11 protein-coding genes and 4 pseudogenes are annotated in these 14,609 nt (G+C 50.6%); 7 read left to right on the forward strand and 8 right to left on the reverse strand.

Annotated elements, in window-relative coordinates; genetic code table 11:
• Nucleotide 1 precedes the first annotated feature (1 nt).
• The 5 genes and pseudogenes from L1889_RS12935 to L1889_RS12955 form a co-directional block, all read right to left on the reverse strand.
• Nucleotides 2-935 (reverse strand): annotated as a pseudogene (locus tag L1889_RS12935) (ABC transporter permease).
• Nucleotides 932-1,904 (reverse strand): annotated as a pseudogene (locus L1889_RS12940) (ABC transporter permease). The pseudogenes L1889_RS12935 and L1889_RS12940 overlap by 4 nt, the downstream one beginning before the upstream one ends.
• An 18-nt stretch (nucleotides 1,905-1,922) precedes the next feature.
• Nucleotides 1,923-3,508: pseudogene (locus tag L1889_RS12945) on the reverse strand (ABC transporter substrate-binding protein).
• A gap of 300 nt (nucleotides 3,509-3,808) precedes the next feature.
• Nucleotides 3,809-3,934: a putative transporter small subunit gene (locus tag L1889_RS12950; RefSeq protein ID WP_238665453.1), complete on the reverse strand. Its 126-nt coding sequence runs from the start codon at nucleotides 3,932-3,934 to the stop codon at nucleotides 3,809-3,811.
• Nucleotides 3,935-3,965: 31 nt separating this feature from the next.
• Nucleotides 3,966-5,647 (reverse strand): annotated as a pseudogene (locus tag L1889_RS12955) (sodium:solute symporter family protein).
• Between the two features lie 947 nt (nucleotides 5,648-6,594).
• On the opposite strand from L1889_RS12955, the gene L1889_RS12960 reads away from it, so the two are divergent.
• The 3 genes from L1889_RS12960 (at nucleotide 6,595) to L1889_RS12970 (ending at nucleotide 9,946) form a co-directional block, all read left to right on the forward strand.
• Complete coding sequence (locus L1889_RS12960; RefSeq protein ID WP_238665454.1) at nucleotides 6,595-7,308, forward strand: hypothetical protein; 714 nt, start codon at nucleotides 6,595-6,597, stop codon at nucleotides 7,306-7,308.
• Complete coding sequence (locus L1889_RS12965; protein WP_238665455.1) at nucleotides 7,236-7,832, forward strand: O-antigen ligase family protein; 597 nt, start codon at nucleotides 7,236-7,238, stop codon at nucleotides 7,830-7,832. Before L1889_RS12960 ends, L1889_RS12965 begins: the two co-directional genes overlap by 73 nt.
• Before the next feature lie 221 nt (nucleotides 7,833-8,053).
• Nucleotides 8,054-9,946: a sensor domain-containing protein gene (locus L1889_RS12970; protein WP_238665456.1), complete on the forward strand. Its 1,893-nt coding sequence runs from the start codon at nucleotides 8,054-8,056 to the stop codon at nucleotides 9,944-9,946.
• A gap of 35 nt (nucleotides 9,947-9,981) precedes the next feature.
• Here L1889_RS12970 and L1889_RS12975 read toward each other — a convergent pair whose 3' ends face one another.
• Together L1889_RS12975 and L1889_RS12980 are read right to left on the reverse strand one after the other, a co-directional pair.
• Nucleotides 9,982-10,356: an ATP adenylyltransferase family protein gene (locus L1889_RS12975; RefSeq protein WP_238665457.1), complete on the reverse strand. Its 375-nt coding sequence runs from the start codon at nucleotides 10,354-10,356 to the stop codon at nucleotides 9,982-9,984.
• Nucleotides 10,357-10,361: 5 nt separating this feature from the next.
• The gene (locus L1889_RS12980) at nucleotides 10,362-10,838 is read right to left on the reverse strand and encodes an ATP adenylyltransferase family protein (RefSeq protein WP_238665458.1); all 477 of its coding nucleotides are present in this window, start codon (nucleotides 10,836-10,838) and stop codon (nucleotides 10,362-10,364) included.
• Between the two features lie 223 nt (nucleotides 10,839-11,061).
• Here L1889_RS12980 and L1889_RS12985 point away from each other — a divergent pair, with 223 nt between their 5' ends.
• From L1889_RS12985 to L1889_RS13000, 4 genes are all read left to right on the forward strand, one after another.
• Nucleotides 11,062-11,436, forward strand: a complete 375-nt coding sequence (locus tag L1889_RS12985; RefSeq protein ID WP_238665459.1) for a RidA family protein — start codon at nucleotides 11,062-11,064, stop codon at nucleotides 11,434-11,436.
• Nucleotides 11,436-11,984: a serine protease inhibitor ecotin gene (eco, locus tag L1889_RS12990; protein WP_238665460.1), complete on the forward strand. Its 549-nt coding sequence runs from the start codon at nucleotides 11,436-11,438 to the stop codon at nucleotides 11,982-11,984. The genes L1889_RS12985 and eco overlap by 1 nt, the downstream gene beginning before the upstream one ends.
• Before the next feature lie 95 nt (nucleotides 11,985-12,079).
• The gene (locus L1889_RS12995; protein ID WP_238665461.1) at nucleotides 12,080-12,436 is read left to right on the forward strand and encodes a CidA/LrgA family protein; all 357 of its coding nucleotides are present in this window, start codon (nucleotides 12,080-12,082) and stop codon (nucleotides 12,434-12,436) included.
• Nucleotides 12,423-13,166 (forward strand): LrgB family protein, encoded by a 744-nt coding sequence (locus L1889_RS13000; protein ID WP_238665462.1) that lies wholly within the window; start codon nucleotides 12,423-12,425, stop codon nucleotides 13,164-13,166. Before L1889_RS12995 ends, L1889_RS13000 begins: the two co-directional genes overlap by 14 nt.
• Before the next feature lie 195 nt (nucleotides 13,167-13,361).
• Here the strand turns inward: L1889_RS13000 and L1889_RS13015 are convergent, their stop codons facing one another.
• Nucleotides 13,362-14,591, reverse strand: coding sequence for a muropeptide transporter (locus L1889_RS13015; RefSeq protein WP_238665463.1), 1,230 nt, complete (start codon nucleotides 14,589-14,591; stop codon nucleotides 13,362-13,364).
• Nucleotides 14,592-14,609 lie beyond the last annotated feature (18 nt).

A 14,609-nucleotide genomic window follows, 5' to 3' on the forward strand; every position in this document is an offset into this window, starting at 1 on the left:
CCTAAATCTCGTTTCGCGGATTCAAAATATCCCGCAGATGGTCGCCCACCAAATTAATGGCAATGACAATAATGGCCAGCGCCAGCCCAGGAAAGAATGAGATCCAGTAGTAACCTGAGAGCAAGAACTCGAAGCCGTTTGAAATCAGCATTCCCAAAGACGGCTCAGTCACTGGTACACCCACCCCCAAAAACGATAGCGTCGCTTCCAGCGCAATTGCATGCGCGAGGTCAATGGTGGCAATGACCATTAAAGGCGGGATACAGTTGGGGAAAACATGCCGGCGCAATATACGCTGCCAAGGCAAAGCCAGGCTTCGTGCAGCTTCTATATACTCCTTGTTACGCTCGACAATGGCTGCGCCACGTTGCCGCACGTGCGAAGTAAGCCCACTGCACAACAATCAGCGCGATAATGACCTTGTCTACGCCCTTGCCCAATACCGCGAGCAGGATCAGCGCGACCAAAATCGCAGGGAATGAAAGCTGTACATCGACAATACGCATAATCAGCGCATCAATCTTGCCACCGAAATAAGCCGATACCAGCCCTGCCATCGTACCGATCAGAAACGCTGCCGTCACCGAAATAAAACCCACGACCAAACTGATACGCATGCCATACAAAATGGCAGAAAAAACATCCCGGGCCTGCCCGTCGGTTCCCAGCCAGTAGGTAATATTGCCATCGCCGCTAACAGAACCCGGTGGCAGCTTGGTATCGAAAATATCCAATGTGGCAATGTCAAATGGGTTCTGCGGCGCGATCCAGGGGGCCAAAACTGCCATCGCAACAAACACCACTAGCAGCACCAGACCCACCACAGCCAGCTTGTTAGATACAAACTGACTTAAGAACTGCGCCCCCAGGCTTTCCTGACGTATGGGCGGGATGACTTCCAGCGCAGTGTTCAGGTCGGAATCGACTTTACTCATGTCTGACCTCCCAGGCGCACGCGAGGATCAAGCAGGGTATAGAGGATGTCTACCACCAGGTTCAGCATCGCCAGAAACAACACTGTCAGCATCAGATAAGCCACGACGACCGGACGATCCAGGGTAATGATGGAGTCAATCAGCAGCTTGCCCATTCCTGGCCAAGAAAACACCGTTTCAGTCACCACTGCAAATGCAATCACCTGTCCATATTCCAGCCCACCGATGGTGACAATTGGAATCAGGATATTCTTCAGTAGGTGTACTCCCAACACCCTTTTTCGTGCAGGCCTTTTGCTCGCGCGAACTTAATATAGTCTTGTGGGAGGCATTCGCGTGTGGCGGCTCGAGTCACCCGAATAATCAATGCACACTTGGCTACGGCAATCGTTGCTGCGGGCAGCCACAAATGCTTAAGACCTTGCCAGCTGAACAGGCTTAGCTCAATCGGACCGAAGTCTTTGGTTGGGCCTCGCCCCCGGCTGGCACCCAGCCCAGCATGACGGCAAATACCATGATCAGCATCAGACCTACCCAAAAGTTGGGAAGGGAAAACCCCAGCACCGAACCGCCCATGATGGATCGGGCCCCCAGGCCAGTGGGGAAAAGCCCCGCATAAATGCCCAGCGGCACGCCCAGCAACAGCGAAATAAACATCGCCAGGGTTGCCAGTTCTAGCGTTGCCGGCATCCGTTCGAGAATCAAGCGCATGGCTGACTCACCATTGAGAAAACTATTCCCAAAATCAAGCTGTATGGCTTTGCTGAGGAAAATACCGTATTGAGTCCACAGCGGCAGGTCCAGCCCTAAACTACGCCGTATTGCTTCACGCTCAAGCTCGGAGGCTTCCGGGCTTGCAAGCATGGAGACAGGGTCGCCAATCATATACAGACCGCAAAAGACCAGCGCCGACATAATCAGCACAGCAATTGCGGTCTGAAAGAGGCGTCTAATTATTGTGGACAGCACAATAGGACACCCCTTTGCCTACGGCGTTGGCTTGAAGTCTTGAGCTAAGGTAAATTGGTCGGTACGGCCCTCGTAATGGATGTTTTTCTTCATGGCCCAAACGGATAGCTCGAACTGCAACGGCAAAATGCCATAATCGTGGATAACGATCTCGCTTGCCTTAGCCAGGGTCTCAGCCCGCTTGTCATCGTCCATGGTACTTGAGGCTTCAAGAACCATTTTGTCGACCTCAGGATTCGAATAACGGCTCCAGTTGGTCGTACCATGGCCGTCAGCCGGAGACTGCGTCATGACAAGGGACTTCAACGGGTTAATCATCTCGCCCGAACTTACCGCCCAGCCCGCAAGATAGGTACTGAAGGCATACTGATCCCGCTGTTTAAAAAACACGGGCGGTGCCGAAGTTTCCACCTCGGCCTTAACACCAATGCGTGCCCACATAGCCGCTACGGTCTGCGCAATGCGCTGATCGTTAGTGTAGCGACCCGCGGGCGAACCTAGCGTCATTGAAAAACCGTCAGGATAACCCGCTTCGGTTAACAATTCCTTGGCTCGGGCGGGATCTGCCTTTGGAGCATCTTTGAGCGCCTCGGAAGTCCCGAACCCAGGATAAGCCAGCAAGTTACCTGCCGGTGCGGCAGATCCCCCATAATTCGTTCGACAATGGCATTCCGATCTATTGCGAGAGACAGGGCTTCACGCACCCGCTTATCAGTCAGGGGGTTCTTGCCATCTGCACTTTGCATTCCTGCCGGAGGCTCGTCGCCTTGGTTCAGCGCAATGTAGATCACGCGCAATGATGGAGTCTCTTGTACATATAGCTTATCGTCCGCTTTCAAACGCGCGAGATCATCGGTGGGTGGATCTTCAATAACGTCAACGTCCCCCGCCAGCAACGCGGCCACACGTGCGGCCGGGTTGGTAATGGGGCGATACACCACGCGTTCCCAGGCGGGTTTATCGCCCCAATAGTCATCGTTTCGTTCCAGAACAATCTCGGAACCGCGGCGCCATGATACGAACTTATAGGGTCCTGTTCCTATCAGACCGTCTCCCCTGTTCAGCTCAACTGTGGTTTTACCCTCCGGAGCGTCGCCAGCAGCGGCCTTGCTCGACATAATGGGAACCATAGACAGGTTGGGCAGCAAGACAGGAGAGGGTCCTTTAGTGTGGATTTTCAGAGTGTGGTCATCAACCGCTTCAAGTTTGTCGATGGTGCTGAGATAGAGCGCATAAGAGGACGGGCTATTAGGCACTTTGGGTACCCGCTCGTAAGTAAATATCACGTCTTGTGCCGTGAACGGACTGCCATCGGTAAACGTAACGCCTTTACGTAAATTGAAAGTCCATACATCGCCATCCACCTCCCATGACTCAGCAAGGGAAGGTACAGGCTGAGCCGTTTTGTCGGTACGCACCAAGGGGTCGAAAATAGTCTCGGATAACTGTGTATTAGGTGTCAGAGAATGGAATTGGGGGTCCATGGCAGACGGCTCTGCCCGTAATGCAATTACCAAGTCTTGGGCATGTACGAAACCTGCTCCACTCAGTAGGCTGAAGGCCACTGCACTCAATAAAAATCGACCTTTTAGGCGTTTGATCATAAGTACGTCTCCGATAGGTTTTTATTCGAATTATAGAAAGCCGATAACCATTTTTGATGGCCCGGATTAAGAGCTTACCCAGTTTAGCCACCATAAGGTATTATTCAGATCAGTGTTTTCCCCAGAAAAAGGGTAATCGCCAATATGGGTCAAAACGCAAGCAAAAACAGCCCTAGCCCCACCACGTCAGCCATATTTCCGCATAGAAAAAACCGCTAGAAAACCCTATAAATAAAAAAGCCACGCTTATTAAAAGCGTGGCTTTTTACTATTGATTTACTATCACGAAAAGAACGTGATTTAAATCATTTCATGACCGTCACGTTTAGCAGCACGGAGATCTCGCACCAACGCCACCACCAAAACTGCCAGTACGCCAGCAGAGATGACAGGCCATACTAATATATAAAATACTAACCAATCCATAATTGTTCCTTTGAGTCGGTGTGCGGATGACTTATGCCTTTAGGCCATCAACGTCGGTTTGAGGCTGCAACATGATTTCCTGTTCCGAGTGAAACGCTGTTACCCGTTTGGCGAGCACGCTAAAGTCGAAACGCTCTTTGCTGCGGAAACTAAGTAAGGTACATACCAAGGCGCTCGTTCCGTATGCAGTAAGCGAACCTAGCAACACCGTGTAGTCTCTTAAGAAGCCAACAAAATAAGAAGACAGTACTACTGCAACCACTGCACCAACAAATATGGCAAAGTTTCGACCAAAAAATGCAAACATCATCAGGCCTGCAACCACACCACCGCCCACTCCCGACATAAGCTCGAAGAAAACGGCAATAACACCGCTCATGGGAATAAGCTCAAAGCGTACGAGGGTAAACAAGGCGACTGCACTGACGACAGCACTGGTAAATGCCCGGTTTGTAACGCGATCCCAGTAGAAACTGACGATTACCGGGAAAACGATGGCTCCCCACAAGGCACCTACGAAAACCAGCATCACAAGAATATCCAGACGCAAGCTTGCGAACACCACGCCCATCATCGTCGCAATGACCATCGTGGCACGTCCCCACCACAGCATGCGCTGTGGATTAGGCTTGCCTTTGGCAATATTCTTACCGTAGACGTCGGTCATGACAATGGCGGATAACGCACATAAGTCTGCATCTGCTGTTGATGATAGTGAACCAATTACCAGAATGAAAAACAGAGCAATACCCAAAGGTGGCAAATAAGCAGAGGCCATCTGGGGAATGATGTTGTTCATGTCGCCACCAGCGGGCTGAATACCGGCAAATAGTGCCAGCAGGCCAAGCATACCCAGGCCAATCACTACGGCCCCATAGCCTATCGTCGCGGTAAGAAACGTGGATTTAATAAGGTCTTCACGTACCGCAAACAAACGTTGCGCAATAGTCTGGTTACCAATGGCATAGGCCAGCACGGCTACAAAGTAGGGTGCGCCCTGATGAAGAATAGCGTCGGTAGAAAAGAAGTTGGACTGTTCAGCCGACAAGCGCCACATATTATCGGCAATAAGGTCAGGACCACCCGCATTAAAGAAGATAAGCGGAATAATGATGACTGCCGACAAGATCATGGCTACAAGCTGAGCAAAATCCGTCAGCACCGATGCCCTGAACCCTGACCACAAGGTGTACGACAGCACTCCTAGACCGGCGATAAGCACACCCTGAATAAAGGTTAGCGGACTCAATACCGACACCAATGCCCCGGCAGCAGTGAAGTTAACCATGAGACTGATACAGCTTCCTACGATGTTGGAAACTGCCATGATCATCTGGCTTGTACTGCCGTGACGGGCGTGAATGACCTCAGCCAGTGTATGGGCTTCGGGGGCCAATGCTCTGAAACGCCGTCCGAAGGGATAGATGAATAGAATCATCAGCGCCCCCAGAAACCGTAATGAATGGGGCCAGACAAGCCATATGTATAACCAGACGTGGCACTGGCATAAAACGATGCCGCCCAAATCCAGGTGGCAATCATACTTGCGGCAGACAAACCAAAGCCTACTGCGCTGTTTGAAACCATGTATCCGTCTACGTTCTCATTTTTTCTGCTAATGAGCAAAGACAGCATAAATGTCGCCGCATAGAACCCGAGCAACAACAGTAACGCAGACGTGGTTGAGAGCTGAAAAAACTCTGTTTCTTGCATGCTTTTATAATTTCCTCTTGTAGCACTCAGCAGGCCAAAATTATTTATTTTTAGGCCCGAAGAATCATACCGTTTCCGCAAAAAGCGATGGGCGGCACTAACCCCATTGCATGCCGCAACACCCATAACCGCAAAATACGCGCGCAACGAAACCGGCCCTAAACACAGGGCTCAGACACACATAACGAGTGCCTCCAGCGCTGATGCGATCAATCGATTTAGCCGCAGCAGGCCTTGATGCTGGCTACTTAACGAAGTAGCTAAATTGTTCCGCGACCTTTGCAGGACGGGTATGGGTGTGTCGACTACCTAAAGTCGGGCTACTGCAAAGTAGCCTTAAGGTACTACAACCCCCAGACTGACATAGTCTGGCATGCCGTGTTGCAGTAAAGCGTGTTGATTCAAACATGTAGCGGCTCGAATCAACTGGCTATTGTAGCTAAAATCTCGGGAAATATCCAGAAGCGGGGTTTGGTCCATAAAAAAACATTGAATAATTCGCATCAGAAACATTTTTTGCAAGCACGGATTTTTATCTTTAAACGCCCTGAAAAAATAATAGGCTTCATAACGAAACATCATTTTATTTTTATATAAGTGACATTATTTTTTGTTTTATTGTAATTAAGTATAGAAACATATCCGTTATAGCCGCGCATTATTTAACGAAAACGTAGTCTCTCGTTTTTAAATTGCCCGATGAAGCGCCAACACAAGAGCAGTATCTTTGCCATTGCCTGAAAGACAGCTTAAGGTCAAACATCGGAACGCAAGTGTTGCGGGTTTTGCCTCTGCCGTAGCAATATTTGCCTGCCAGCCACCTTACGCCCTAACTGTAATATAAAATTACACCTCATTTCAGTAGCTAGCGCCGTTAACACTAAAGCAATGTTTTACTGTTTCCTCGATACCATGTCGGTTAATTGGCGTCTTCTAATAGGTTGAGCATGTATAGCCCCACTCCAGTCACTCCTCCAGCTCAGGGTACTTACCTGTACTCCAGCGTAGCGGTATTTTTACTCGGAGCTGTCGCTCTTGTCATTTCGTCGGGCTATTCAATAGGCGCTGCGCTGTTGCTAATCGGTGGGATTTACACAGTATGCAAAGCCAGACCCTTAAACTTAAGCAAGGAAGACTGGCTCATCATCGGCGCGCTGCTCTTTTATGGCTCGGTGGGTATCGCGGATGCCTTGCTACGTGACGTTAGCCTTAGCGCCTACGATAAGCCCCTGCGTTTCCTTTTAGCTTGCTTTGCGATGATACTGGTGCTGAAGTATCCGCCCCGTCTTTGCTGGCTTTGGTCCGGCTTGGCGGTAGGAGCTTTGTTTGCCGGGGTATGGGCAGGCTATCAAAAACTCTTTTTACTGGTCGACAGGGCTGGCGGTTATACACACGTCATTCAGTTTGGCAATATTTCCATGTTAATGGGCTTCATGTGTCTGGCCGGCATAGGCTGGGCTAGCGTTCAGCCCCACCGTAATCGCTGGCTAGCACTGCTGATCGCGGGGGCTCTTGCTGGCATCGCTGGATCCGCCTTCTCAGGCAGCCGTGGCGGCTGGGTCGGTCTCCCATTGGTGATGCTGGTGTTATGGCGAGCTTATTACGAGTTTTTTCTCTGCGCACAAAAATTGTCGCACCAGCGCTCATCGCCATTGCGTTAATTGGCGCCTACAGCTTTTCGTCCACCGGTGTACACCAGCGCGTTCACGCGGCCATCAACGACGTAGAGCTGTATTTCGATGGCAACAGCAACACATCCGTGGGCGCCAGGTTCGAGATGTGGAAAGGTGCTGCGCTGCTGTATAAGGCCAAGCCCATTTTTGGCTGGGGTAATCATCAGTATCAAAGCGGCATGGCTGAACTGATCGAACAGGGCAAGGCACATCCTGTCACAGCTCCCTTTACCCATCCACATAACGAAGTGTTAAACGCTGCGGCAAAATACGGTACGGTGGGCTTGCTTGCCCTGCTCCTCCTCTATGCTATACCTATACGCTTACTGGCTCCCTGCTTGCGGGCGGGTTCTCTGCCAAAGCGATCGCTCGCTGCAGCAGGCACCCTGCTGACCGTTGCCTATATCGACTTTGGCTTATCGCAAGCATTTCTCAGCCACAATAGCGGTGCAATGATGTATGCGTTCTGGCTGGCTGTAATCTGGGGTTGCTACCGTAATCAGCCTGTCTAGCCACTGCTCCATTCCTACTATTCACTTAACAATATTTACTTATACGGAAGGTCCCTAACCACAACATCCTCAAAGTCGCTTACAACACTGCCATGCCTCCTATTACGCTGATATTGTCTTTGCTTCGTCCACTCACGGATTTAAAAGGACGCCTCATCGAATTTGCAGTATGCGCCGCCATTTTAGGAATAGGCTGTTTCTATTTATTATCGCAGCCCGATATGGAGTCCCATCCCGGGCTGTTCGCACTTTTCCCTGTACTTATATTTGTTGCCCTACGCCAGGGCTTACGATTGACTTGCCTCAGCCTGGTGTTACTCAGCGTCACCGCCCTTGCAACAACGTGGTATTACAGTCCATTTAACGTCAGCCCTTACAATCCGTTTTTTCTCCCCTGGTTCCTGCTTGCTGCAATAGTCTCTACGCTGCTCACCTCTATCGCCAGCAGAGGTAAGCGTAGGTGCCTTCAACTACTGGCTGAAGCTGAAGCCCAATATGAAAAACTCGTCAACGGCGCGCCCGTACTTATCAACGGATTTACTAACGAAGGAAAATGCACGGTCTGGAACGACGAATGCGGCAAAGTTTATGGGTGGTCCAGAAAGGAAATCATGGAGCATCCAGACCCGCTTTCGGTGCTTTATCCTGACCCTACACAACGAGCTGCCGCTCTGGACCACATACGCGGCCAAAGTGAAGGTACGTTTAAAGAATGGCATCCCATTAATCGGCAAGGTGCAACGTTAACGGTACTGTGGGGAAACGTACATATAACCTCCAATCATTCGATAGGCATAGGCGTTAATCTCAGTAGCCGGGTTCGCGCCGAAAAAGAATTACGTTTAATTAAAGAACGATATGATCATCTGGTCCAGCGTATACCCGTAGGAGTCTTTACCTTACGACGAACTGCAGACGGAATGATTAGCTACGACTACGTTAGTCCGCGCCTGTGTGAAATTTACGGCCTTCAGGCTGCTGAAATTTACAGCTGCCCGAAGCGCGTCAGTGATCGCTGGCACCCCGACGATCAAGCCGAAATTGCACGTGTTGCCGAGGAGACCAGGGCATGGTTGCGCCCAATGCGTGTTGATACACGGATAATGTTCAATGGAGAAGAGCGCTGGATTCGGATTGAAGCCAATCCTATACGGCTGCCGAACGGGGACACCCTATATGATGGTGTACAGACAGATATCAGCGAAATCAAAGGCAATGAGTTCGAACTCGCCCTCGCTGCCAGCGTCTTCAAACTCAGTTACGACAGCATTCTCATACTTGATGAGCAGCATATGATTGTCGACGCCAACCCGTCAGTAGCCCGATTAAGCGGACATAGCCGTGAAGAGTTATTAGGGACGAGTGTTGACCGGCTTATTCCTGAAGGTGAAACCGACCTCACCTGCCAGCAGGCCATCTGGCATACAGTCGATACAACAGGTGCCTGGCAAGGTGAAGTTAATATGCTCGCTCGTAATCAAACGGTTCGCCCATTGCAGCTGTCTATCGTGCCTGTTCGCAACAGCAAAGATGTGATTCTGCGTTACATAGTGGTGGGTACGGATGTCAGCTTACTCAAGGCCCGCGAAGCCCGCCTGGAAAAGTTGGCTCACTTTGATCCTCTTACCCAGCTGCCAAATCGCTACTTGCTTGCCGATCGCCTTCGTCAGGCCATTTCCAAAGCGGATAGAAACCGTAACTTGCTCGCCGTTTGCTATATTGATCTGGATGGCTTCAAAGACGTTAATGACAAGCATGGTCACGACATAGGCGACCTGGTGCTAAAGAATGTATCGATGCGCCTGATGGACGCAACGCGTAAAACCGACACGATTGCACGGCTGGGCGGCGACGAACTGATTTTACTACTAGGTGACCTTGATGAAGCCAATGAGTGCAAGGAGATGCTTGAGCGCGTACTCCAGCTGATTTCCATACCCACGGAAATTAGCGAGCAACATCGTATTCATATTTCTGCCAGTATTGGTGTCAGTTTCTACCCTACCGACTCACACCTTCCGGAAGTGCTTGTGCAGCAGGCAGACAGGGCCATGTATGTCGCCAAACACTCGGGCAAAAACAATTTTCATATGTACTCGGAACATTCTCGTTGAGTACAGACCCCGGGCTTGGCGTTGGCAGCTCTAACTCAGGAACATACCGCCGCCAAAATTTGCAAGGGGCCATACCTACGTATCGTACCTACGTGCATCACATCATTAACATAGAGCACGCCCCCAAACGACAGCGCATTCACTGCCACGTTTTCAAAGCGCAGCGTCTTGCGTGGAACCATCAACAGCCAATTTCTATCCATGAGTATGTTGGCAGCGGGCATTAATCCATTTTGGTCAGGCCGGTGTTTGAGCTTGGTGCAAGCTAACTGATAGGCTAAAAATAAACTGCGTGCATATTCGTCAGTGTCCTGGCTGCTCGTTAACCGGATCAGCAAATGAGGCATGGTGAATTGCCCAAAACGCTGAAGGGTGTGCTCTTCGGCATCTAAGGCCAGGCGTTGAGTCAAATAGCTTAATGAGGCGTTGCCATCTGCATGAGGTATCCACTGAATATGCTTGTGTGTCTGGCTTGCCCCCGCCTGAGGTCCCCCATTGTAAAAGCCCAGCCCCCCTCTTCGCTGATAATGACAGCGAGAGCAAGAAAGTCTTGGTACTCAAGCGGCTCAAGCTGCTGAGCTGGCTCTTTACGCGCCAGCACCACATGATTCTCGCAAACTGGATATTTATTCAGCACCACGGTATGGTAGTCACCAATTTGACCCACAGTAAGTGCTGCTGCCGGGGGTAAAAACGGGTTGGTTGTGTCTACAGTCGGCGCACCAGAGAACAGCGCCTGGTGGTCACCTTGATCTGAAGGCAGCCACCTGACGATAAAAGGGATACCGTCTTGCATGATGACGACCTGCTCGGTATTGATGGGCTGAAGCTCGCCTTTTTCAAGGGCTTCGGTACGCTTAGTGCTTACAGCGTTTATCCATGCTGATGTCATGTTTTGTCTCCGTAGCTTCTTCATTATTTATGGACACATTGTAGTGCTTCATTTCTGCTCTGCTATGAACTCGAGCCAATGCCAAACATAAGTAAAGAACATCCACGCCAACGCAAGACAACCAGTTTACCCTTTACGAGATATTTTCTCTTAGCTTAAATAGAGTCTTCTATGCTAAGTTTGCCCCTAATCATTACCCCTTCTTTACGACACAGGTTTTCTTATGAGCGAAATCAGACGATATACAGGTAGTACACCCTTACCATTTTCAAGAGCAACAGAAGCAGGAGGCTTTTTGTTTTTATCGGGCCAGCTCCCATTAGATGCTACAGGGGCTATCGTTAAAGGTGATATTGCAGCTCAAACCAATGCAGTGTTTGATCGCATCGAAGAAAGTCTCAAGGCTTCCAGTGCTTCGCTTGAACAGGTGGTCAAAGCCACCGTCTGGCTTTCAGACCTGAACGAGTTTGCTGAATTTAACGAGGTGTACTCCAAGCGCTTTGCCGGCTCCTTCCCTACCAGATCGTTAGTGGAGTCCAAGCTGGTGTATGGCGTAGGAGTAGAAATCGAAGTACAGGCCTGGGTAGGACAACGGTAATGACGACTCTCTCTTTGCGCAGTATAGCGCTTACAGCATTAATGTCCGGACTACTGAGCTTAAGCCTGACAAGCCACGCTCAACCCGAGGAAGCTTCAAATGCAGCCCCTGCAGCAGAGGCCCCGGCAGAGGCTATTGAAAACAGCGATCCTCTTGAGGCTTTTCCCGCAGCAAAAGCTGGTTTTACCCGACACGTCATTCGTCTTCCCATCGGCAACTTTGAAAATGATTTAAGAATCGAGCTGCTGCCGGGAAAAGTGATTGATGTAGATTGCAACACCACCCAGTTTATCGGACAACTAGAAGAAAAAACGCTAGACGGCTGGGGTTATAACTACTACATACTGCCTGAAATTGAAGGCCCGGTAGCCACGCTCATGGCATGCCCCGACGAAAGCAAACGTAAACAGTTTGTGCCTGTGAGCAGCGCCGGCTCCCTGTTGCATTACAACAGTCGGATGCCTGTGGTTGTCTATTTGCCAAACGAGGTTGAGCTGCGCTGGCGTACCTGGGTCGCTACCCCGGTGGTTAACGCCGAAGCTGAATAAATCAAGCTTTTACCCTGACTCTCCGTCGTTGATTTGACTTAAACGACGGAGGTTTTTTTGAAATCTCAATTGGCCCCTTACCTTAAATACTCACAATGATCATTGCTATTGCTTCATTATTTGTGTTTCAGCTATTAGGAGAAATCGTGGTCCAGACACTGGACATACCTCTTCCTGGTCCCCTGGCGGGAATGCTGTTATTGTTTTTGGCTCTGATCGTACGGGGCGGAGTGCCTGCCGAACTGGAACGTACCTCCGGAAATCTGTTGCAGCACTTAATGCTGCTCTTCATTCCAGCTGTCACCGGGGTCATGATGTACTTTGAGCGGGTCGCCGACGAGTGGAAGGCCTTTCTTATTACCAGCATCGTCACCACAGCAATTACCCTGGTAGTCACTGCTCTCGCACTGAAATGGCTATTGCGCAATGATGACGAGGATGAACAGCAATGACAGAGAACTTTTTAGGATTTGGGTATTTTTGTCCGAGTCGCCGCTGCTCTGGCTGACCATTACGCTGTGCGTATACTGCGCTGCCTTATATGTATATCGTGCGGCGGGCTCTACTCCGTTTCTGCTGCCGGTTCTAACGTCTGTCGTCGTTTTAGTCTTAATTTTATTAGCCACCGATACGCCCTACCCCACCTATTTTGAGGGAGCACAGTTCATTCACTTTTTAGTCGGGCCTGCTACGGTGGCCCTGGCCATTCCGCTTTACAGCCAAATCAAGCAGCTGCGTAAACACTGGAAGCCTATTTTACTGGCGTTGTTCCTCGGTACCAGCGTGGCCATGGTTTCGACTGCCATCATGGCCTGGGCCTTAGGCGGTTCTAGTGAAATGATTATTTCCCTGATCCCAAAAACAGCCACCATGCCTATAGCGATGGCATTAGTGGACCATTTTGGCGGGCAACCGTCACTGTCAGCCGTCTCTGTTGCTATCACCGGCATTGCCGGCACCATTATGGCAGGACCACTCCTCCATATGCTGGGCGTGCGAAACTCTATAGCAAGAGGTTTTTCAATGGGTTTATCGGCTCATGCAATTGGCACTGCCAGATCACTGCAAATTCATGAAAAAGTAGGCGCCTTTGCGGCCTTAGGAATGGGTTTGACGGGCGTGACCACCGCAATTATGATGCCGATCGTCATGGCGGGCCTGCGCGCCGTTAATATTTTATAGCGTATCGCTGCTGGCAGGCGTCGCTCTAACCCCAGTCATCACGGTATACGAACCGCGGCATCTGCCAGTTAAAACGCAAAGCCAACAACCTGAAGATCAGTCCATGCCGCGGCGCCCTGCCGCTAACGCCGCCGTCATGACCTCTGCTGTAATGGCCACGAGGTATAGAACCAATAGCAACATAGGGCCGCCTTATTATTTGCTGTCCAAGGCGATAACATCACGTCGCCGCCACCACAGCAAGACCAATCCGGGTAGCGCGATCAGCACCGTCAGCAAAAAGAAGGCGGGCCAGCCAAAAGCGTTGACAAGGGGAGGTGTTAAGGGTCCGGCCAGATAGGTACGACCCACGGCCGATAAGGCCGATAGCAGCGCAAACTGAGTCGCAGAGAACTGTTGCTTGCACAGCGCCATTAACAGCGCCACAAAAGCAGCAGTACCCAAACCACCACACAGATTTTCAACAGCTACCACTGAGGTCATCAGCCAGAGCTTGGAGTCATTGACTGCCAAGATCCAATAGCCGAAATTAGACAAGGCCTGCAATAAGCCAAATAGCATTAATGATCGGTACAAACCCAGCCTGGCCATTAGAGAGCCGCCCACCAGGGCCCCGACGATGGTGGCGGCCAAACCGAAAATCTTGTTGACCGACCCCACCTCGCTTACGCTGAAGCCCGCACCTCGAATTAAAAAGGTAGTAGACAGTGCACCTGCAAACGCATCACCCAACTTATAAAGCACTATCAAAAGCAGAATAGTGATGGCCTCAGGCCGCAGAAAAAATTCGCGCAAGGGTTCAATGACGGCTGCTTTTAAGGTACGTGGAGCTTTGGCCACTATTTCGGGCTCGGGAGCCAGCAAGGTGCCTAACGCACATACCCCCATAAAGGCGCCCAACAATAGATAGGTGTTGTTCCAGCCTAGCCATTGATCAGCCACCACCAGGGCTAAACCGCCGGACGCAATCATGGCCAGGCGGTATCCAAGTACTTTCAAGGCTGCGCCCGCGGCCCGCTCTTCGCTACGCAAGACGTCTGTGCTGTAGGCGTCGAAAGCAATATCCTGGGTTGCGGACATAAACGCCACCAGCACTGCCAAGCCTGCAATCAGCCCCAGGTTGGTACCTGGTGAAAACAGCCCCATACTTGCAATCATTAGCGCAAGCAGAATCTGGGAGATGAACATCCATCCACGCCGTCTTCCTAAAAAAGGAAATGCATAACGATCAAGGAAGGGAGCCCACAAAAATTTCAGCGTGTAGGCTGAACCCACCAAGGTAAGAAAACCGATTTTCTCAAGCCCAACCCCCTCGACCGTTGCCCATGCCTGCAAGGTCCCACTAGTCAGCGCGAGAGGCAAACCACTGGCAAAGCCCAGCACCAGCAGAGGTAAAACACGTGGACTTGCGTAAACAAAGGACACTATAAGTAGAACCGATAA

This window comes from Paenalcaligenes niemegkensis, from assembly GCF_022230885.1.
GTDB lineage: Bacteria > Pseudomonadota > Gammaproteobacteria > Burkholderiales > Burkholderiaceae_B > Paenalcaligenes > Paenalcaligenes niemegkensis.

What these genes read in the sequence shown, in the direction of transcription:
- L1889_RS13000 (WP_238665462.1), top strand. Translation starts at nt 12,423, where the DNA reads ATGAACAGCAATGACAGAGAACTTTTTAGGATTTGGGTATTTTTGTCC.
- L1889_RS12985 (WP_238665459.1), top strand. Translation starts at nt 11,062, where the DNA reads ATGAGCGAAATCAGACGATATACAGGTAGTACACCCTTACCATTTTCA.
- L1889_RS12970 (WP_238665456.1), top strand. Translation starts at nt 8,054, where the DNA reads ATGGAGTCCCATCCCGGGCTGTTCGCACTTTTCCCTGTACTTATATTT.
- L1889_RS12950 (WP_238665453.1), bottom strand. Translation starts at nt 3,934, where the DNA reads ATGGATTGGTTAGTATTTTATATATTAGTATGGCCTGTCATCTCTGCT.
- L1889_RS12995 (WP_238665461.1), top strand. Translation starts at nt 12,080, where the DNA reads ATGATCATTGCTATTGCTTCATTATTTGTGTTTCAGCTATTAGGAGAA.
- L1889_RS12960 (WP_238665454.1), top strand. Translation starts at nt 6,595, where the DNA reads ATGTATAGCCCCACTCCAGTCACTCCTCCAGCTCAGGGTACTTACCTG.
- L1889_RS12980 (WP_238665458.1), bottom strand. Translation starts at nt 10,838, where the DNA reads ATGACATCAGCATGGATAAACGCTGTAAGCACTAAGCGTACCGAAGCC.
- L1889_RS12965 (WP_238665455.1), top strand. Translation starts at nt 7,236, where the DNA reads ATGGCGAGCTTATTACGAGTTTTTTCTCTGCGCACAAAAATTGTCGCA.
- eco (WP_238665460.1), top strand. Translation starts at nt 11,436, where the DNA reads ATGACGACTCTCTCTTTGCGCAGTATAGCGCTTACAGCATTAATGTCC.